General features: G+C 67.6%; 16 protein-coding genes and 3 pseudogenes. 10 read left to right on the top strand and 9 right to left on the bottom strand.

Annotation, left to right across the window (positions count from 1 at the left end):
- Positions 1 to 424 precede the first annotated feature (424 nt).
- Both ACIP9H_RS41730 and ACIP9H_RS41725 read left to right on the top strand, forming a co-directional pair.
- Positions 425 to 901, top strand: a complete 477-nt coding sequence (locus ACIP9H_RS41730; protein ID WP_401596335.1) for a hypothetical protein — start codon at positions 425 to 427, stop codon at positions 899 to 901.
- Between the two features lie 1,415 nt (positions 902 to 2,316).
- Positions 2,317 to 3,042 carry a dienelactone hydrolase family protein gene (locus ACIP9H_RS41725; RefSeq protein WP_401596332.1) on the top strand — a complete coding sequence of 242 codons (726 nt, stop codon included), beginning with the start codon at positions 2,317 to 2,319 and terminating at the stop codon, positions 3,040 to 3,042.
- Between the two features lie 1,197 nt (positions 3,043 to 4,239).
- Here the strand turns inward: ACIP9H_RS41725 and ACIP9H_RS41720 are convergent.
- On the bottom strand, positions 4,240 to 4,698 hold the full coding sequence (locus tag ACIP9H_RS41720; protein WP_401596329.1) for an acyl-CoA thioesterase: 459 nt from the start codon (positions 4,696 to 4,698) through the stop codon (positions 4,240 to 4,242).
- Positions 4,699 to 4,962: 264 nt separating this feature from the next.
- On the opposite strand from ACIP9H_RS41720, the gene ACIP9H_RS41715 reads away from it, so the two are divergent.
- Together ACIP9H_RS41715 and ACIP9H_RS41710 are read left to right on the top strand one after the other, a co-directional pair.
- A complete protein-coding gene (locus ACIP9H_RS41715) occupies positions 4,963 to 5,595 on the top strand; it encodes a hypothetical protein (RefSeq protein ID WP_401596327.1) in 633 nt (210 codons plus the stop codon).
- Between the two features lie 214 nt (positions 5,596 to 5,809).
- The gene (locus ACIP9H_RS41710; protein WP_401964183.1) at positions 5,810 to 6,346 is read left to right on the top strand and encodes a hypothetical protein; all 537 of its coding nucleotides are present in this window, start codon (positions 5,810 to 5,812) and stop codon (positions 6,344 to 6,346) included.
- 156 nt (positions 6,347 to 6,502) lie between these two features.
- On the opposite strand, the gene ACIP9H_RS41705 is transcribed toward ACIP9H_RS41710, so the two are convergent.
- Entirely contained in the window at positions 6,503 to 6,931 is a 429-nt protein-coding gene (locus tag ACIP9H_RS41705; RefSeq protein WP_401596318.1) for a DUF4259 domain-containing protein, read from the bottom strand.
- A 742-nt stretch (positions 6,932 to 7,673) separates the two neighbouring features.
- On the opposite strand from ACIP9H_RS41705, the gene ACIP9H_RS41700 reads away from it, so the two are divergent.
- Both ACIP9H_RS41700 and ACIP9H_RS41695 read left to right on the top strand, forming a co-directional pair.
- Positions 7,674 to 8,243: a hypothetical protein gene (locus tag ACIP9H_RS41700; protein WP_401596316.1), complete on the top strand. Its 570-nt coding sequence runs from the start codon at positions 7,674 to 7,676 to the stop codon at positions 8,241 to 8,243.
- 130 nt (positions 8,244 to 8,373) lie between these two features.
- Positions 8,374 to 8,688, top strand: coding sequence for a hypothetical protein (locus tag ACIP9H_RS41695; RefSeq protein ID WP_401596314.1), 315 nt, complete (start codon positions 8,374 to 8,376; stop codon positions 8,686 to 8,688).
- Positions 8,689 to 8,978: 290 nt separating this feature from the next.
- Here the strand turns inward: ACIP9H_RS41695 and ACIP9H_RS41690 are convergent, their stop codons facing one another.
- Positions 8,979 to 9,893 carry a hypothetical protein gene (locus ACIP9H_RS41690; protein ID WP_401596311.1) on the bottom strand — a complete coding sequence of 305 codons (915 nt, stop codon included), beginning with the start codon at positions 9,891 to 9,893 and terminating at the stop codon, positions 8,979 to 8,981.
- A complete protein-coding gene (locus ACIP9H_RS41685) occupies positions 9,890 to 10,480 on the bottom strand; it encodes an RNA polymerase sigma factor (RefSeq protein WP_401596309.1) in 591 nt (196 codons plus the stop codon). Before ACIP9H_RS41685 ends, ACIP9H_RS41690 begins: the two co-directional genes overlap by 4 nt.
- 484 nt (positions 10,481 to 10,964) lie before the next feature.
- Between ACIP9H_RS41685 and ACIP9H_RS41680 the strand changes: the two are divergent.
- Positions 10,965 to 11,420 (top strand): annotated as a pseudogene (locus tag ACIP9H_RS41680) (NUDIX domain-containing protein).
- Between the two features lie 257 nt (positions 11,421 to 11,677).
- Here the strand turns inward: ACIP9H_RS41680 and ACIP9H_RS41675 are convergent.
- Positions 11,678 to 12,372, bottom strand: a pseudogene (locus tag ACIP9H_RS41675) (substrate-binding domain-containing protein).
- A gap of 590 nt (positions 12,373 to 12,962) precedes the next feature.
- Between ACIP9H_RS41675 and ACIP9H_RS41670 the strand changes: the two are divergent.
- On the top strand, positions 12,963 to 14,462 hold the full coding sequence (locus tag ACIP9H_RS41670) for a hypothetical protein (RefSeq protein WP_401596303.1): 1,500 nt from the start codon (positions 12,963 to 12,965) through the stop codon (positions 14,460 to 14,462).
- Positions 14,463 to 14,605: 143 nt separating this feature from the next.
- Here ACIP9H_RS41670 and ACIP9H_RS41665 read toward each other — a convergent pair whose 3' ends face one another.
- The gene (locus tag ACIP9H_RS41665; protein ID WP_401596301.1) at positions 14,606 to 14,764 is read right to left on the bottom strand and encodes a hypothetical protein; all 159 of its coding nucleotides are present in this window, start codon (positions 14,762 to 14,764) and stop codon (positions 14,606 to 14,608) included.
- Here ACIP9H_RS41665 and ACIP9H_RS41660 point away from each other — a divergent pair.
- Both ACIP9H_RS41660 and ACIP9H_RS41655 read left to right on the top strand, forming a co-directional pair.
- A pseudogene (locus ACIP9H_RS41660) lies at positions 14,733 to 15,005 on the top strand (tyrosine-type recombinase/integrase); the annotation flags it as partial. The gene ACIP9H_RS41665 and the pseudogene ACIP9H_RS41660 overlap by 32 nt on opposite strands.
- Positions 15,006 to 15,614: 609 nt before the next feature.
- Positions 15,615 to 16,112, top strand: coding sequence for a flavoprotein (locus ACIP9H_RS41655; RefSeq protein ID WP_401964179.1), 498 nt, complete (start codon positions 15,615 to 15,617; stop codon positions 16,110 to 16,112).
- Here ACIP9H_RS41655 and ACIP9H_RS41650 read toward each other — a convergent pair.
- From ACIP9H_RS41650 to ACIP9H_RS41640, 3 genes are all read right to left on the bottom strand, one after another.
- Complete coding sequence (locus ACIP9H_RS41650; RefSeq protein WP_401964177.1) at positions 16,098 to 17,054, bottom strand: helix-turn-helix domain-containing protein; 957 nt, start codon at positions 17,052 to 17,054, stop codon at positions 16,098 to 16,100. The two genes, ACIP9H_RS41655 and ACIP9H_RS41650, sit on opposite strands and share 15 nt — an antisense overlap.
- A 93-nt stretch (positions 17,055 to 17,147) precedes the next feature.
- Positions 17,148 to 17,810 carry a hypothetical protein gene (locus tag ACIP9H_RS41645; RefSeq protein WP_401596294.1) on the bottom strand — a complete coding sequence of 221 codons (663 nt, stop codon included), beginning with the start codon at positions 17,808 to 17,810 and terminating at the stop codon, positions 17,148 to 17,150.
- A gap of 61 nt (positions 17,811 to 17,871) precedes the next feature.
- The gene (locus ACIP9H_RS41640; protein ID WP_401596292.1) at positions 17,872 to 18,243 is read right to left on the bottom strand and encodes a hypothetical protein; all 372 of its coding nucleotides are present in this window, start codon (positions 18,241 to 18,243) and stop codon (positions 17,872 to 17,874) included.
- Between the last annotated feature and the right edge of the window lie 298 nt (positions 18,244 to 18,541).

The raw sequence follows: 18,541 nt of genomic DNA, 5'->3' as shown, positions 1-18,541 counted from the left end.
ATCCACGGCTTCCTGCTCACACCCCACGAACGGCGGAATCGTCGCACCGGACACGCCCACCAGAGACGATTCACATGATCGTGTTACGAGCTCTATGCCGTCCGCGCCCGCCCAGCCAGAGCCTTGACGACGCCACGCAGAATGGGGACCCACCGACACGTCCAACGCCTTTGTCGGGACCTCTTAGACATCTCGAAGATGAGCCGGTGGACGTCTCTATATCCGGACCCTCACCCCGACGCCGGGACAAACACCCGAATCAGGTGGGAATCCGTACACCACTTCCAAGGACGCAACCCCGTGGTGCACCCGTGGCTGGGCGCGTTCGTCACGAAGCCGCCAAGCCGAAGTGCTGACCGCAGGTACTGTCCCGAACAGAATGGGCGGCTCATCTCCGCAGGTCAGCCAAAGCTACTGTGTCGCTATGAGATCCATACCCTGGGCCATTTGTACTGCCGTGCTCGGCCTGGCGATTGTCGCCGTAGTCTCCGTCATGGCCTTCCTCTTCTTCGACGGCCAGAACAGTGCCCTCGACGTGCTCATCGTCTCCGCGCCCATCCTTGTTGGTCTCGGGTTCGGTGTGTCCGGCGCGTGGCGAAGAGCCAAGGGCATCCGGCCCACACCCCCGGCGCCGCTCGGTCCCTGGGGCAAGGTTCTGTGGAATGTCCTCGCGCTGTTCCTGTGCTTCTGGGCACTTGTCTTCTTCATGACACTTGGCAAGGTCCATGACCCGGCCATGGCGGGCGTTTGCGTCGTGTTTGCAGGCGCCTTCGTGTGGGGTGCCGTACGTGCCTGGAAGAGGATCGGCGTGACCGGCCAAACTGAAGAGTCTGGCCGCCCTTACAGCGCTCGCGACCCCAAGACGGGCGAATGGGCGAAGTGGGACCGAAGGCAGCGATAGCCCTGGAGGCACGAACGCGCCTCCGCCGTCCCGAAGGACAGCGGGGGTGCTCCGCGGCCGGTACGCCTTGTTGGCTTTGTTCACGGGTATGGGCGGCTGTTTTCAGTGGGCTGGGAGGTACCCGGACCGTGCAACGTTCGATGCTCACGAGAAATGACAGCGCTCGGCCGTCGGCCGCAGCTGTGCCGATCGAACGGTGCAGCTGTGGGGAAGCGGACGGCCTTGAGCAGGTGCACTGCACAGGCTCCGGTCAAGCGGAGTTCTCCGCTTTCTGCAGTGTCCGGTAGGTCCGCCGTACTTGCGCTGGGCCCGGGCGTCCAGGGTGACGGGGCCGGCGCGCACGATGCGTGCGAGCGTGTGCCCCTTGATCACCAGCCGGCCATGTTTGTGCTGCGAGGTGGAGTGGGGTCAACTGCCTTTTGAACGGCGGCTGACGGACGGGCGGGACCAGGTCGGCTGGGACGTTGTCGTGCGACGGACACGGGCCGGTGCTGCGCTGCGCCACGTCCGCCGTGTGGGTGGGCCGGCTCGGGCAGGGCTCTTGGCAGGCCGCGGTGTGGGCCGGTCCGCTGGTGTACCCCCGAACCGGTGCGGTGGGGACCACTGCCGGCCGACGGCGTCCTGGGGTGTAACTCCGCCATCCGGTCGAACAGTCGAGCAGTCGCCCGTCGCTGGTGCCGATGAGCAACCGCCTTGGCCCGGTGACGGTCAATGCCGTCCGGACGGCGCGCACTCCGGCAACAGCGATATGGCTGCGCCAGCGCACGGCACCTTCGCGGAGATCCCGCGCGACGATCTCGCCGTCGTCGTACGTGACATGTACGGTCGGCGTGTCGCAGTCGAGATCGGTGGCCGGTCTGTCGGTCCGGAAAACCCAGATCGGCTGCCCGGTGGTCACCTCGCGCCGCACGACGAACGAGCCACCGGGCTGCAACCCCTGGCCGTTGTACACGGTGCCCGCGTGGACCAGAGATCCGTCCGCGGCCTCGGCACCCGGTCCGGCGGAGTGTGTTTCATCCGGCTCCCGGGAGTACGGGAACATGTGCCTGGCCTCCGCTTGCGCCCGGCGGGTGCGAAGCCCGGCAGGCCGTCGTCGCCACAGTCGACTACGGAGACACGTGTAGCGCCTCATCGACACCACAGCGTCGGCCGAGCCGCCACGCGCTCGCAGATCAGCGCACTCGGAATGATCCTGAAGGCCAGGAGACCATTTCCTTAGTGGTCGGCTCCGTAAATCCTTCGGGGGTTGACTCCGGAACCTATGTCGTGCGTTGTGCCGGGGCGGGTGCTGCCGTGGGAATGGGGTTGTGACGGGTCTTGTGAGTCACCGCCGCATTTCAGAGGGGTCCCCGCGCTGTTCTGCCAGCGGCGAACCCCAGGCCGACCGGACTCGACGATCACTACAGTCCAGTCTCATGACGAGGATCACGACGCGTACGGTCGAGTACCCGGCCGACGGTTTGACGATGATCGGGCATCTCGCGGTCCCCGCAGGTCTCGACCGCCGGCCCGCGGTGCTGCTCGGACCGGAGGGCATGGGGCTCAGCGACGTCGAGCGCCGCCGGGCCGATGCTCTCGCCGAGCTGGGATACGTGGCGCTGGCCTTCGACCTTCACGGCGGGCGCTATTTGGGCGACCCCGAGGAGATGCTGGCCCGTTGTGTACCACTGCTCTCTGATCCCGACCGGATGCGGGGCATCGGCCATGCGGCACTCGACGTGTTGCGCACAGAACCGCGGACCGACCCCGACCGGGTCGCCGCCATCGGCTACGGCACCGGAGGCGCCATTGGGGTGGAACTCGGGCGCGACGGCGTCACCCTGCGCGCGATCGGAACAGTCAACGCACTGACCACGGGCCGACCGGGCGAGGCAGCGGGCATTCGCTGCCCGGTGTGGGTCGGCGTCGGGTCGGAAGACCCGATCATGCCGCCTGCACAGCGGGACGCGTTCACCTCCGAGATGCAGGCCGCTGGCGTCGACTGGCGCCTCACGGTCTACGGCGGCGCTTTGCACGCCTTCCACCACCCGACGGTCGACCACCCCACGGTCCCCGGCGTCGGCTATCACCCACGGCATGCGCAGCGAGCCTGGCGCGACGTCGTCGACCTGCTCGCCGAGTGCCTGCCCGTGACGGAGTGATCTGGTCAGTTCAAGCTGTCCTGGGGCAGCTGTCCCACACGGATGTCGGTGATGCCCACCCCGTCCTGCCGGGGCCCGCGCCTCCCGGGCAGCCCGGGCAGCCCGGACGCGGCGCTCCTGTTGGACAGGTCAGCTCGGCACAGAGGCGTCCGCTGGGCGCGGTGACGATCGGAACGTCCGGGCAGAGCGACGGCTCCCGCACCAGGGGGTCTCGTTCGAGGTCGTCGACCGCCGGCTGCCGGCGCGTCTTCACCGTCACCCAGTGCACCAGGTACGCGCGGCGCGCGGCCGTGTACGGGGGCAGCCACTCCGCGACGTCCTGGTCCCCTTTCGCCCTGTTCGAGCGTGGCGATTCGCCGATGTCAGAGATGACACCAGGTCCACTACGAGGAGACGTCCAGCTCCGCAAGCCCGTGGAAGTCTCACAGGGCGAGAATCCGACCTCCGTCGGCGCAAGGACCGCGAGGAAGCGGATTGACCACGCAGGGGTCAGTTCACTGACGCACTCCAGCCGTCACTGGCCGCGATGAGTAGGGCTCCCCGGTGCAGGTCGAGGCTGCAGGTGGCAGTGGGCTTCCCCACCTGGACAAACGGGCCAGGGCCGTGGAAGGCGACTGTGTCGAGGTGGAAGGCATCGGGATCGGTGCAGCTGACAGTACTCAGCCGCCAAGGCGTGGAGAGGGCCTGGCTGAGCCCGGGCGGCACGGCGAGTTGGAGTTGGGCAGTGGCAGGACGATCCGCATCGTATTGGGTGTGTGCCGCTGTCCAGGTGGCCATGACGAGGACCGCCTGCGCCGGCGGACCAGACGCGGGCGTACTTTCGGACGGAGACGGGGGAGTCCGACTGGCAGTCCGCGGCACCTCGACGAGATCCGGGTGGCCTGCGCGCTTGTTGAGAGCGTCTGCGAACCAGTCGGAAAGCTCCGGGCTGCCCTGCGCGACCCAGGCAACGTTGTACCGGCACCGGGCTGGCACCACTGAAGTGCGCCTCGCCCTCCTCGACAGTTGGGCGGAGCTGAACCGCAGCTTCGACGCATGATCCAGTCATGCGCGGCCCTGCGCGCGAAGTACCCCGACGGTGCCGGATTTCATGCTTGCCGTTTCCTCATCGCGTGATGCGAATGGCACGTGACAGACGGTGAGAACGCAGTTGGGCTACAGGTCTCAGTCAGCCGCACATGCGGGATGTGGGTCTCTTCAGGCTCCAGGGCCCTGGATTCGCTCGAAACCCGCTCGATGGCTCTCGGACCACTCGGTGGGTCGCATCGTCTCCCCGCTGACGTTCACGATGGTCCGCGTCCCGTGTGCGTACGTGCTGCTGCCATCACGGCTGCATACGCGGAAGCCGATCGTTGCCGATGTGCGTCCCACCTGTTCGGTCCAGAGGTGGACAGCGATTGCCCCATTGCCGGTCAAAGGAAGGTCGAACACGATGGAGACCGCCTTGACGACATAGAGCGTCGGTACAGCCTCGTCGGGTGCTCCGAAGCCCAGACTCAATGCATATGTGTTCCAGGCACGTTCGACCATAACGGTGTATCGGGAGTTGTGCAGCATCCCGTAGGGGTCGAGGTCGTCGAAGTAGACATCCAGAGGGAGAAAGGCGCCGTGGGCTACGGAATCGGATATCAGAGATGGTGCACTGGTGTCAGTCATGATGAATTCTTTCTCGTGTTGGTTCTTTCTTGAGCCGATTACACAGCCTGGCCTCAGTCTTCAAGCTCCGAACGCTTGCCAACACACATGCGGCGTTCTGCGCTTGGCGAACTCCGTAAGGGGAGGGGGAGTCACCGTCCGCACAGGGCCACCGGGGAGCTGAGACGTTTGAAGGGGTCCGCTCGATCGAACTCTCGCCGCAGTGCGCTACCAGCAGCACCGCAAGCCCCGGCACCCGCGCCGGCAGCTCGAGAATCTGCATTCATGGCGACTGTTGAACCTCTCTTGCTGCGCATCTGGACCCTGCGCTGCGATGCAGAAACGGCCGATAGGCTTGCACGTTCGCGTTGCACAACCTTCGCTCAGGCCCGGCTCTGCCCTAAATCGGAATTCGAATGTTCGGATGCTATCACCGGGTCTGGGAGCAGCCAAAAACTTTCACTGAATGGAAATCCGACTTGGCGTCAGTGCTCGTTGCTTAACGAGCACTACCTCAGCTTGTTGTTTAACCCTGCTGCTGTTTTGAAGGTGCTCCCGCGGCTGCGGAAGGTCACCAAGGACCGGATCGTCTGCATCGATAACGTCGACTTCGACCGCGGTGTCATCCTTGGCGACACTGCCCGAGTCGGCAAGAAGCCTGTGCGTCTGGAGCCCGCGACCAACTGGTTCTGCCTGATGGAGGCGTACGTGCTCTCGCTCGGCGCCTTCAGCTGGCTCCGCCTCGGCGGCTGCCACCGCGCTGCCGGCGACTGCGCCGCAGCCCGGGAGGCCCTGACGCGGATGGCACAGGGACGCGGTACCGTGATCACCTCCTGCACGTCGGGACCGGGGGATCCCGTTCCCGGCCCGCCTGCCGGCACCGCGCCGGAGGTCGAGTTGGCAGACAAGGCACGTTGACCGATCCGACCACCGATGGGTGGCCGGCGGCGTCGCGGTCATCGCCGTCAGACGTGTTGGAACCACCACAATGCCGCGGTGACTGCTGCCGCGGTGGCGGCGCCCTTGAGAACGTGGGTGACTGGACCAGGCACGTGCTGGCCTCAGGGAAGCACACCGCGCCCGGCGTTGCCTCACGCAGGAGGCTGTCAGTCCCTGTTCGTAGGATCACGGCATGTCTGATGCCTTCACCGTCCTGTGGACCCATGACACGTGCCGAGCGCTGCGCAAGGCAGGGCGCGTGGGTGAGCGACCGCCGGTCGCATTCAGCGGCGTTCACTCCTCCCTGCCCGCGTGGTCGGGCGTTCGCCCAGGGGACCAGGTGTACGCGCTGCACGTCAAGCAACGCGAAGTGTTCGTGGTGAGTCAGATGCGAGTGATCGAAGCGGGCCGTCGCGATTGCTGCGGCACAGCCCCCACCACCTGGGAAGAGCCTGCATATCCCGGGCATGACGACTGGTCGATGCTCGGAGCCGGCGGATGCGGGGCTCAGGCGGTACATGTGGACGCCACGCCCGTGTGCTTCGATGTACCTGTCTCCGGTGAAGTGCTCACCAAGCTTGCCTGGCGCAACCGGCGAGGACAGACCCGCGGCCTGAAGTACGTGGTGGACGGTCGCCTCGAAAAATCGAACAGCCTTCAGGGGTTCTACCGCCTGACGCCCGAGGCCGCTGATGAACTGGCGGAGGTCGTCAGCAGTTCTGCCCCTTGATATTGACCGATGGATGAGGAGTCAGTACTCGTCTCACCGCTACCGGCAGTGTAGAAAGTCGAACACGAGTGAACTCCGCCGCCTCCCGAAGCGGTGAGCATTCACTGTCCGTTCTCAGGTTCTGGCTCAGGTTTTGTGCCGGGTGACGCTCTGTCATTACTCGATGTTGAAGAGCGGGATGGACGGTGATGGTGGAGCAAGGACTGTGCGCAGGCGGTTGAGGGTGGCTCGCCACTGCTTCCAGTCTTCCGGGTCGGCCCAGTTCGAGGCTGGCCCGGCCTCGTCGCTGATGACGCGAGCGAGGGCCTCATCCGCGAGCGTTCGGAGATCGTCGGGGAAGGCGGGCATGGGTTCTTCAGGGCCGTAAGGTATGTCGATTGGATCGCCGCCAGGGCATAGCGCCGCGATCAGCGCGGCGGCGGCCACCGCCTCTTCTCCCTCGGCGAGCCAGCCGGTGGCGTCGACGGTGCGCGTGAGGATGCCACGGACCAGTGCCTCGCGCTCCTCGGGTTTGGCGTCGTCGAGAGCATTCGCGAAGTCCGCGGCCGTGTCGTTGTCGAAGGGGCCGGTGTCCCAGGTGCCCATGTCGATCTCCCCATGTAGGCGCGTCAGGATCCTTGCATCAGCCGCCGACATGGCGATCACTCTGCGAGCAGTACGCACTTCCGCAGAAGGGCGAAGCCAGCACGCCCGAACATCTGACGCTTGAGCATTTTGATCCGGTTGACATGCCCCTCGACCACGCCCGAGCCCCAAGGCAAGGCGCGTCCGGCGGTGACGGCGTCAAGGGTGTGGACGCTGGGCAAGTCGTCCTGCGGACGACGTCGAGCAGGGCTGGCAGGTGTTCGCCCTGCGCTGGGTGAGCATGACCGCGAAGGAGCGGGACGTGCCGGGTGAGGGCTTCGAGCTCGGGACACTCCGGCGACCGTTCGGGGCGACGGTGGCCGGGCGGTCACCGGTCGCGGTGAGGCGCGCTTCTTGTGCGGGTAGGCGCGGGTTCGCTGGTGGCTGCCGTTGTAGCCGACCGGCACGATCTCCTCCCACATTTTCCAGGCGTTGGTGAAGCCCTCGTTCCACCGGTCGTCCAGGTAGGGCTTGTCTGCGGCCGCCCACATGCCGACATTGCCCCGGCGATGGGGGTGGGTGGGTAGGGTCGGGGGCGTGTTTGATGCTGGGGAACGAGACCGTGTCCGGGAGCGTTTGCTGGTTCTCGCGGGCGTGGATCCTGCGGTGGTGGGCGCGGCGGTGACGGGCTGAGGCCGTCGGTGCCGCGGACCGCTGGTCGGATCTCGACCTTGCGTTCGCGGTCGACGGCGAACCCGGCCCCGTGCTGGAGCGTTGGACGGCAACGCTGTACGAGGACTTCTTCGCCCGGCACCACTGGGACCTGCCCTCGGGCTCCACGGTCTATCGGGTGTTCCTCCTGCCCGGCTGGCTCGAGGTCGACATCGCGTTCACCCCGGTCGGTGAGTTCGGACCGCTCGGGCCTGCCTGGCGCACCGTCTTCGGCCCCACCGTCCCCCTCAGGCGGGGCGATCCTCCCGGCCACGACCACCTCGTCGGATTGGCCTGGCACCACGCGCTCCACGCGCGGACCTCCATCGAACGCAGCCGCTACTGGCAGGCCGAGTACTGGATCGGTGCCGTCCGCGACCAGGTGATCGCACTCGCCTGCCTCCGCCTCGGCCACCCCTCCGCCCACGCCAAGGGCGCCCACCTGCTTCCGCAGGAACTCACCGCTCCGCTCCACCAGACGCTGATCCGGTCGCTGGACGACACGGAACTACGCCGGGCCCTGGCCGCCGTGCTGACCGCACTGACACGCGAACTGGAACGCACCGACGACACACTGTCAGCGCGGCTTCAGCCCATGCTGGCCCAACTCGCCGGCCAGTGATCTCAGCTCAACCCCCAGGACTGCATCGCCCTGGACCAGCCTGCTTGCCGCTCGTGGACGTGCAGTCGAGTGCGTGCCATGATCACGGCAGTTTCCTGCGCAGATCCGTGCGCTGGGCGAGGAGGGAACCGTGCCGCTCTACTTTGCTGTGCCGCTTGTCCTGCTGACCGGGGTCCTTGCCACGTCCGGCGTTGCAGCAATGGCCTGGGGCTGGGTGCTCCCCTGGAACCGGCGCTACGTTCGCCGCCCGCGTCTTTTCGGCCTGGGGCAGTTGATTGCCGCTCTCGCTTTGAGCTGGAACTGGGTCGTGGTCCCGGTGATCGGGGGAGACGGGCTTCGGCACTGGGGATCGCGTACCGGCAGCTTGATTCTTTTGGTCGGCTTGCTCGTGACGTGGATCGGCGAGTCGGTCGGTGGCGAACGGGGAGCCGACAGCCATTCCTAGGGACGTACCGCCGCCGGTCAGGACCTGATCGAGGCGGCTGTTCCTTTGCCGTCCGGCTCCTCACCGGGCCGTTCTCGGAGCGAACACAGGGAAGAGCCCGAGAGGGGGGTCGGGATTCTGCGGGTACGCGGCGGCCGTGACCGTGACGTGAGCACGCAGCCCCGACACTGAAGCCGACGGGCTTGGGTCGTGCACTGGTGCGGTATTGCCGGACTGTCGGCCGTGAGGGTCTGCCGCGGCTGCGGCGGTCGGCACCCGATCGGGGCCGACCGCCGCAGCCGCGTTCTGCGTCAGCCGGTCGTGTCGGTCAGGCCGGCCGACAGGACCGTCACTCGCTGGTCGTTCCTGTCGCTTTTCCACGGCGTGTCGAGTTCGAGGAGGGTGCTGGTCTTCGGGTCGATGATGACCTCTGTGGTGCCGATGGCTCCGTGGAAGACCAGTTTTGTGCCGCTGCGTCCTGCGGCGTCCTTGACGGTGCCGGCGTTCGTGACGCCTCGCAGCGTCGACAGTGCCTTGAACAGTCCGGCGCGCAGTTCCGGGCTGGCGGGGGCGCTGCTGAGCAGGATGCTCGCCTGTTCGAAGCCCACTGTGCCCGCGTCCTCCTCCCAGGGGCCCTTCTGCGCGCTCAGGATGGATCGCCGCAGCAGGACCGGGTCGGTGGTCAGGCTGTCCAGGCTGTTCCAGTCCAGCTGCTTCGAGCCGAGTTGCCAGCCGCGGAAGTGGCGCTTGAGGCCGGTCCCGCCGGTGGCGGTGTAGGTCAGTTCCATGGACCGCGAGATGTAGGTGGTGCCGGTCCTGGTGCGGACCTTCCAGTACGTTCCCGAGCCCGCCGGCTGGGTGGCGGCAACCTCGGCGATGTCGTTCAGGAACACCGAAGCGGACTCCGCCTGCGTTTCGTGCCGCGTGCCCGAGCTTCCTGCCCCGGTGTCCGCGTAGGTCACGGCGACGCCGGCCGCCACCGCCGCGGCAGCGACGACGGCTAGGACACGGCGGCGCCTCCGGAACGGCGTCACCACGACCTTCTCCCGCGGGGCCTTTACCGTCTCCTCCTGCACGGCCTCCTCGACCGCGGCCAGTGCCCGGGCCAGCGCCCGGGCCGACAGGGGCTCGACCCGGCCCGCCGCCTGCAGCGCCTCGGCGCCGGGGAAGTCCAGCAGCGCCTGCCGCTCGGTCATGTCCGTCTCCTCCACGTCGTAGGTGCTCATGCGAGTTCTCCTGTTACGGTCAAGCCCCGTCCCACGAGGGGAGACGCCGTGAGCCGTTCGCGCAATCTGGCCCGGGCCCGGTGCAGCCGCGAACGGGCCGTCCCGGTCGGGATGCCCACGGCGGCGGCCGCCTCGGCGGGCGTCAGCTGCTCCCAACTGACCAGGAGCAGCACCTCTCGCTCGGCCTCGGGCAGTTCTGCGAGCGCGATTCGCAGTACGGGTGCCAGCGCTGCTGCGTCCAGGCGCTGGTCCACCGCCTGCCAGGGGTCGGTGACCTGTCCCCCCGGCAGGGCCTCCGTCCGTGCCGTCCGCCGCACGTGGCCGGCGAGGACGTTGCGGGCCACTCCGAACAGCCAGCCGCGCGCCGATCCGCGCGAGGCGTCGAACGTGCGCCGCGCGGCGAACGCCTGCAACCACGTTTCGGCCAGGAGATCGTCCGCGGCGACGGGTGCCCGGCGGGCGAAGTAGCCGTGCAGGGCAGCGGAGTGCTGTTCCACCAGAGGCGTGAATGCCGACGGATCGTCCGCGGCTTTGGAGAGTTGGGCGTCACTGTCGGGGCCGCCGCAGGCGTCGTGTTCCGATTCCATGGAATCTCCGTTTCTGACCGTCGGACGACGGTCTCACCCCGTACTTGTCGCACCGCGCGGTGTGCGTTCGCGCACCGCATCCGCGTCCGCGGAACCCGTCGCTTCTGGTCGCCGGCGTGCGAGCACGTCGGGCGGTGCGCGCGGCCCGTCGCAGTACTGGCAGCCGCGACAACCCGACGGCCCGCACGCGCAGTCGGCTTGCCGGCGAGCGGTCCAGGCGGCCCCCAGCGCCGACCAGGCACCATCAGTACCTCCGGGGCGAGGAAGACGTGCGGACAAGGAGACGGAGCCGCCCGGCGGCACCACCTCCGAGCGGGACAACCGCGGGCTCGCACGGTGGCGCAGCGGCCTGACCACCAAGCTGAACCATCCCCGTCGAGCAGGGGGTTTCGTCCGCTCGGCGTGTTTGGAAGGTCGCCCTTCCATGCGCAATGGTGGCCCTTGCGCGGGACGCATGGGCGGCCCGATTCCTTAAGGGCATGGCATGAAGCGCATCATCGCCGGACTGTGGCGGATCATCCGGGGACCCCTGCAGTGGAGGATCATGTGGCTGACCAACAGCAAGTACATGGTCGGTGTGACCGGCGTTGTCCGCGACAGCGAGGGCCGCGTGCTGTTGTTGCGTCACCGGCTGTGGCCCTAGGACCGCCCGTGGGGCCTGCCCGGCGGCTACGCCAAAGCGGGCGAGGACTTCCGTGACACCGTCGCCCGCGAGGTGCGTGAGGAGACCGGCCTCGAAGTCCAGGTCGGCGAGCTCGTCCACCTCAAGAGCGGCTTCAAGCTGCGCGTGGAGGTGGCGTATGCCGCAACACTCGTCGGCGGTTCGCTGAAGATCGACGCGTTTGAGGTTCTGGAAGCCAAGTGGGCATCGCCGGACGACCTGCCGCCGGGCTTGCAGGAAGCGCACCGGCTCCTGATCCAGGCCGGACCCCACGGCTGATCCGTCGGAACAGTCTCAGCCCGTCCACCGCTCGCCCCGTACGAACACCTGAGGGCACGAGCCGACAGCGGTCGGTGGACGTCCTCGCACCCGGGGCGGGTGCGAGCAGTCGGCACACAGAACATCCCGACGCGATTGACCCTGGTCGGACAAGGAACTCTCCGGCAGACCTCTCTGTCCCTGCCCGATCCCTGAGCTGGTGGGCACCGCCTACTCAGGGTCCGGAAGAACTGGACGGCGCGGTGAACCGGTGTCGCTCACGCCAAAGCAGGGCCCACGGGGCCACCCGTGGAGGCCCGCACCGTGAGGCGCCGCTTCAGGACCTCTGACCGGGGCGCCTCGCCGGCGATGCGCTGCACCAGCAGGTCGACCGCTCGCCGTCCCTGCTCTGCCATGGGGGAGTGCACGCTGGTGAGCGGCACAGGGAGTTCGGCCGCCAGGGGGTGTCGTTGACGCTGGCCAGCGCGAGGTCCCGGCCGAGACTGAGGCCCAGGTCGCGGGCCGCGCCTGCGGCTCCGATCGCGGCGAAGTCGTTCACGGCGAAGAGGGCAGTGGGCCGGTCCTCGGTCGCAGTGAGCAGGGCGAGCGCTGCCTTGCGGCCGCCGGCGGTGTCGAAGGCCGAGTGCGCGATGCACCGGGCGGGCAGGGGGAGTCCTGTCCCGCTTCCCGGTAGCGCTCGGCGAATCCTGCGGTCCGGTCCGCCCCGGTGCTGGCGAAAGGCTCTCCGGCGAGCACCCCTGGTGATGTCAGCCTCGACGGAGCCGGCGCTTAGAAGATGTGGGCACGCCCCCTGCAGCTCTCGCCGGCGGGCTTCCGGGACCGCCGCGGCGGGTTGGTGAGAGGTTCCGTCGTTCGCCCTCGTTGCCGTCAGCGCTGCCGTCGCTCGACCGAATGACTCACGTGCACGCTTTCCAGGTCTGCGTATGCCAGTCGCAGGTCGGTACGGGGTCAATCACCTCTGTTCACGTTGGGCTCGTTCCTGCAGGGTCCGGCCGGAGGCGGGACTCCTCTGAACGGGGCTGAACCCATGCGAATGAGACCAGGACTGAGATCGGCTCCCTGGCCGAACGCCGCTGAGTAGCAGCTGGGCTGCTCCTGGCCGTCATGACGCTATCTGCGCCCATGGGAAGTCCACGATGACGCTGCCTGAAGCGCCACAGAGACACTCCTGAGCTCATGAGGGAGTCCCGGGAAGCGATCACGTTCAGAGCATTCCGGCTGGCAGGGCACTGTAGCGGCCCAAAGGATGTGCATTGACGGATGGCTGGGCTCTCACTACTGCTCAGCCGTCGCAATCCATCATGACGGCTGCCAAGAGCCGATCGGCCTGGAGAAACAATGTCCCTCATATCCCCTGTGCGCATATCCGGCGGCGTCTTCGCAGACATACGCCGTAGCGCACGGCACCAGTGGCTCACCTGGTTGAGCGTCATCCTGGCAGCGCTTTCCACCACCCTCCTACCCACCGCTGCTCCGCACGCCTTCGCAGCAACACAGAAGGTCCTGCGCCACAATCGCTTGAACCCCGCGAGTGGATCTGAGGTGCCCGCCGTGCAGGGGCGTGTGGCCGCGCCGTTGAGCGCGGCCTTCTCCACGGTGACGATCCCGGCGGGCACGAGCCCGCTGGCGGTGGCGGTGGCGCCGAACGGCAACGTCTACGTCGGCAACGCTAATTCGAACAACGTGACGGTGATCAGCAGCACCACGAACACCGTCCTGGCCACCGTCCCCGCCGGTTCGAACCCGGCCATGGTGGCGGTGGCGGCGAACGGCAACGTCTACGTCACCAACCAAAGCTCGAGCAACGTAACAGTGATCGACAGTACCAATAACACGGTCCTGGCCACCGTCCCCGTCGGCGGGGGCCCGTTCGCGTTGGCGGTGGCGCCCAACGGCAGGGTCTACGTCGCCAACTCGACGTCGAACAACGTGACGGTGATCGACAGCGTCACGAACGCGGTCGTCGGCTCCCCGATCCCCGTCGGCGCGGTCCCGGACGCGGTGGCGGTGGCGCAGAACGGCAACGTCTACGTCGCCAACCGAAACGACGGCAACGTGACGGTGATCGACAGCGCCACGAACACCGTCCTTACCCGCCCCACCGGTGGGTTCCCGGGCGCGGTGGCAGTGGCGCCGAACGGCAACGTCTACATCGCCAACCAGACCTCGAACAACGTGACGGTGATCGACAGTGCCACGAACGCGGTCCTGGCCACCGTCCCCGCCGGCTCGGTCCCGGGGGTGGTCGCGGTGGCGCCGAACGGCAACGTCTACGTCACCAACACCGTCTCGAACAACGTGACGGTGATCGACAGTGCCACGAACGCGGTCCTGGCCACCATCCCCACCGGCGCGGGCCCGTTCGGGATAGCGGTGGCGCCGACCGGCAAGGTCTACGTCGGCAACTCGAATTCGAACAACGTGACGGTGATCGACAGTGCCACGAACACGGTCCTGGTCACCGTCCCCGCCGGCGCGTTCCCGTTCTCGGTGGCGGCGGCGCAGAACAGCAACGTCTACGTCACCAACGCCAATTCGGCGAACGTGACGGAGATTTCGCCATTGACGGTGACGACCTCACTCACGTCGAAGTGCGAGCTATCGGTGACGTTCAGCATTTCCGGGGGCACTCCGAGCGGGACAGCGGTGGTGGACTTCGGGGACGGCAGCCCCACGGTCACCGTCGCCCTGGACGCCACCGGGAGCGGGCAGACCACCCACACCTACACCGCCGGTACGTTCACCGCGACCGTGAACGGGAACCCCACCTCCGTCACCGTGCCGAGCGGATCCGGCCGGCCCTGCTGTCACGGTTGGTCCCCCGCGGGCGATGACGCGAGGTCTTCGCAGTCACCCCGACCACACTGCTGCGCCGGCATCGGCAAACCGCCGCACGCAGAAGGATCTTCGCCCAGCACCGTCGCCCCGGCCGCCCATCCGTCGCCCTGGCCGTCAAGCGGCCCATCCTGCCCTTGGCCCGCGAAAACAGCAGCTGGGACCACAGCCGAATACAAGGCGAACTCGCCCGCCTCGGCTACCTGATCGCCCCATCCACAATCTCTGAAATCCTTCATGCCGCCTGAATCGACCCCGCCCCGCAACGCTCCGGCCCGACCTGGAACCAGTTCCTCACCGACCAGGCCCACGGCATCATCGCCGCCGACTCCTTGCACCTCGACACCGTCTCACTCAAGCGCCTGTACGCCCTGATCTTCATCGAGCACAGCACCCGGCGCGTCCACCTCGCCGACATCACCGCCCAGTGGACACGCAGCAGGCCAGGAAAAGAGTTGCCCTTCCTGCTCCGGGATCGTCGAGCCGCGCAACCTGTACCGCTCGATCATGCGCGTCGCTGGCAACGCCGGTCTCCGCGTGATCCGGCTGCATGATGCCCGACACGCCGGCGCCACGCTGCTGACCGGCGCCGGCGCCGGCGTCACGCCCCGCGGAGTGATGGAAGTCCTGGGGCACAGCCAGATCGCGGGCACGTTGAAGGTCTACACGCACGGCGTGCAGAACACCCAGCGTGAGGCCATGAGCCACATGGACCGGCTGTTTCGGAGGGCGAGTGAGCGTGGTCGTTGATGTCGGATCCGGATGTCAATGCCCCCCAGCCATGACCGGCTGGGGTCTCTTCGCCGGTGGGTGTGGACGGTTTCGAACCGCCGACGTCTGCCTTGCAAGTTCGGGCCAGGCTCCTGGCGACCTGCCGGAAGGTGTCTACACCGGCTGTCTCTGGACGGTCTCCGGCTGCCTGGCTCCGCGGTCGTCTCCCTGCGTTGATGTCATGCGGTGAGGAGGCCCGTGACACTAGCCCGACAGGTAACGCGCTGGCGCTGCTCGCCTACCAAGCCCTCGGCGATGACCGCCAGGCAGCCGTCGGATCGCGACGTGGAGGTTCAGCGAGCCGGGCTCGTGTGGGGCGGCGAGGCCCACGCTCGATCCGGGGGCGTCGTAGATGGGCTTATCTCACCGGTGGGCAAAACCTGCACATCACCCAGTTTGCCGGGGGCACAGATCCTGCGGCACGCCCCTTGGCACAGATTGTCATACGGACAGGCACGCGCGGTCACTCACGGCCCGGGCGAGTGGCGCACCGTGTCATCATGACGAACCACAACACCACATCCTTTGACGGTCGGCTTCTGATCGGCGCCGCCGGTTCGGCTGCCGTGTCCCTCCTACATCGGTGCGTTGCGTACGGTCTTCACCGGAACGATCACCGTGCTGATGACGCACACGGCGACCGTTTTTCTGCCCGCGCACACGGTTGCCCTGTCCGCCGACCGCGTGGTCACGGGTGCATCGGCCGACACGTGGCCGCGGGAGAACCACGCGACACTTGCCGCCGAGCACGACATGACGGCCGTGCTGCCCGCTACCGCGAACGTCCTGTCCTCCGTCGCGGCGGGCGCGGCACCGAACATGCTGTCCGCCACGATCATGGCCGCGGTCCACCCCGTGGTGTTCTTCCCGGTGATGTCAGGCAGCATGTGGCAAAAGCCCGCCGTGCAGCGCAACGTCGACCGGCTGCGGCAGGACGGCTACGAGGTGGTGGATCCTGCGTGGGGGATGCGATACGACGTGGCCCTCGGCGAATCCGTGGACAGCCCCATGCCCCCGGCGCCGCCCCGGTTCATCGAGATGGTCAGGGAACTCATGCCGTCACCGCTCCGTTCAGCCGCGGGCTGAGGGCCCGGAACGCGGCTCTGCGTACGCGCCCGACCGGTAGGCGCCCGGCGTCATCCCCGTGACGGCCCGGAATGCTCGGTGCAGCTGAGCCTCTCCGCCGAAACCGCACTCGCGGGCGACAGCGGCCAGGGGCCGCTCGGGGGCAGCCCGTAGCAGCTGCTGGGCACGGGTCACTCGCAGGCGCCGGATCAGAGCGCTGAGCGGCTCGCTGTCGGGGGCCATGACGCGGTAAAGGCTCCGGCGCGACAGGCCGCAGGCGGCGGCCACAGTGTCGGCGTCCAGGGACGGATCGCATGCGTGGCTGACGACGAACCTGTGGACCCGTTCCCGGGTCATGGCGGCGGTCGATGCCTGCGCAGGCCCGTGACAGGCCGCCCAGCTCAGCGCCCAGTCCAGCAGCCCCACCGCGTGCGGCAACAGGGCCGCTGCCGCATCCGGGGCGTCCTGCTGCTGGCGGTTCAGGCCGACGAGGAACTCGCTGACGAGCCGACCCGGTCCCGCAGCATCCAGCGCAACCGCCGTCGCGTCGGCAAGCACGCGCCGTGGCAGCAGCATCCGGGGAACCCGCACCACGAGTTGTGAGAAGGCCCCGGCAAAACGCGGCTTGTACGGACGCCCACTGTCGACAAATGCCATCGCCCCAGCGGGAAGGGCGGCGACGCGTCCGTCCTGCCAGATCTGGGCCCGGCCGCTGGTCTGGATGTTGGCCAGCACGAATTCTTCGCTGTCACGAGCTATGAGACGCCCGGTCCTGGCCACCTCCTGCGCACCGGACGAGACCGTAGAGAGCTCGATGGTGTCGAGCAGGGCGTGCTCAATGCGCCCCTCGAAAGGCACAGCGGCCGTCGCCCGGGCTGAGACCCGCACGAAAGCGTCACAGATGACGTCGGACCAGTAACTGAACGCATCGGGTGCCTCCACCTCGGCGGTGGACCAGATCATTCGTGAAGCCTTTTGCACCCTGTCCACGTTACTTCGACCAGGAGGCAATGGACGCCGGCCGCGTGGTCCTGACCACCGACGCCACCGCCGCCCCTACCTGTGACGACGGCGGCCGAGCACGCTGGAGAGTTCGCCGACCGGCGCGAGCACGTGTCCGCCCTCGCCCGCACACCACCACACGACCTTGCCGTCCCGCTCCGAGCCGTGGACACCGAGGTCGTGTCGGGGGCACACTGGCCAGACCTGCCAGGTCTGTTCGAGCAGGCTCTCCTGGATCATGATCGTCAGGCCGGTCAGTGCCGTGGTCGGGTCGTCGCACGCGCTCGGCAGGATTTGACCGCCCCAGTTGAGCCTGACGCCGTCGGCAAGGCGGACACCAGCTCCCGCCGGAAACCAGTCCTCCAAGATCTCGATCTCCGGTGCACCCTCGATCCCACGCGTGGGCAGGTCGCCAGCAACGATCCGCAACGCGGCGCGCAATGTCTTCAAACGCTCGGGGGCGAGGTCGAAGCCCGGCTCAAAACCCGCGTCGTCCAGGATGCGCCGTGCCAGGGCCGTCATCTTCGCCGGCGGCACCTCGGCCGGGTTCCGTTCGACGACCTCCTCGATGGCCTCTGTGCAGAGGGACCAGTCGAGCAGTTCACAGGCGAGGGCCACAACGTCCTGCGGGTCAAGATTGTCCTCGCGCAGGCCGAGATAGACCCTTCGCTCCAACTGTTCAGTAGCCGCCGCGTACTCCGCCATACCGTCTTCCACCGGCCCAGTATCCCGACCCGGTACGACCCCCGTTGCACGGCCTTACGGCGATCTCACCACTTCATCGCGGCCGTGACTCGAAGGAACCGCACCCATCACAGTTCGTAGAGTGAAGGCACTCTACGAACCGAGCATTCAAGTAGGCGCGCATCGCGCGACTGAGGTGCAGGCCGACTTTTTCCCAGACCAGCACGATTGGTCCGCCGAGCTGGGTGTGGGCGGCGCTGAGCAGGTCTCGTAAGTCCTTCCAGGACAAGCCTTTGCGGCCGTCGACCCGCTGGTCACTGGTGTGCCGGAAGACCAACCGCAGCCGCTCGCCGGGCTTGTAGCAGCACATGGCGGCCAGTGACAGGTGACGTCTGCTGCCGCTGTTGACTCGGATCACGGGCGTGACGCCTGTGCGCGACCAGGTGCGGGCGGTGTGCAGCGTCATCGAAAACGCGGCCCCGTCGGCGAAGACGGTCCAGGTCCCGAGTGCCGCCGCGGTGGTTCCGAGGGTTTTATTCGATGGTGACGCCGTGGGCGCGGGCGAGTGCGTCGAGGCCGTTCTGCCCAGCCTTGGCCGATGGTGCGGAGTTTCCAGACGGGCTGGCCGCTGTTGTTGTGGCGGGGACGCCAGACACTCGCCCTCCTGGCCTGAGGTTCCCCCGCTGTGCGGGAGTGGCTGACTAGCTGGTCAGGGCGGGTTGACGTGATTTCAGGTTCACCGGTTCGGCCGCTGCCTGGTCGGC

The organism is Streptomyces sp. NPDC088732, from assembly GCF_044751205.1.
GTDB lineage: Bacteria > Actinomycetota > Actinomycetes > Streptomycetales > Streptomycetaceae > Actinacidiphila.
Note: the sequence above shows the minus strand (reverse complement) of the source record. Positions and strands in the feature narration are given on the sequence as shown.

Bases quoted from the DNA above. Each gene is read 5' to 3' on its own strand.
- ACIP9H_RS41690 (WP_401596311.1), bottom strand. From the start codon at position 9,893: ATGAGCACCTACGACGTGGAGGAGACGGACATGACCGAGCGGCAGGCG.
- ACIP9H_RS41685 (WP_401596309.1), bottom strand. From the start codon at position 10,480: ATGGAATCGGAACACGACGCCTGCGGCGGCCCCGACAGTGACGCCCAA.
- ACIP9H_RS41715 (WP_401596327.1), top strand. From the start codon at position 4,963: ATGGCGACTGTTGAACCTCTCTTGCTGCGCATCTGGACCCTGCGCTGC.
- ACIP9H_RS41720 (WP_401596329.1), bottom strand. From the start codon at position 4,698: ATGACTGACACCAGTGCACCATCTCTGATATCCGATTCCGTAGCCCAC.
- ACIP9H_RS41650 (WP_401964177.1), bottom strand. From the start codon at position 17,054: ATGATCTGGTCCACCGCCGAGGTGGAGGCACCCGATGCGTTCAGTTAC.
- ACIP9H_RS41730 (WP_401596335.1), top strand. From the start codon at position 425: ATGAGATCCATACCCTGGGCCATTTGTACTGCCGTGCTCGGCCTGGCG.
- ACIP9H_RS41665 (WP_401596301.1), bottom strand. From the start codon at position 14,764: ATGATCGAGCGGTACAGGTTGCGCGGCTCGACGATCCCGGAGCAGGAA.
- ACIP9H_RS41705 (WP_401596318.1), bottom strand. From the start codon at position 6,931: ATGGGCACCTGGGACACCGGCCCCTTCGACAACGACACGGCCGCGGAC.
- ACIP9H_RS41640 (WP_401596292.1), bottom strand. From the start codon at position 18,243: ATGACGCTGCACACCGCCCGCACCTGGTCGCGCACAGGCGTCACGCCC.
- ACIP9H_RS41725 (WP_401596332.1), top strand. From the start codon at position 2,317: ATGACGAGGATCACGACGCGTACGGTCGAGTACCCGGCCGACGGTTTG.
- ACIP9H_RS41710 (WP_401964183.1), top strand. From the start codon at position 5,810: ATGTCTGATGCCTTCACCGTCCTGTGGACCCATGACACGTGCCGAGCG.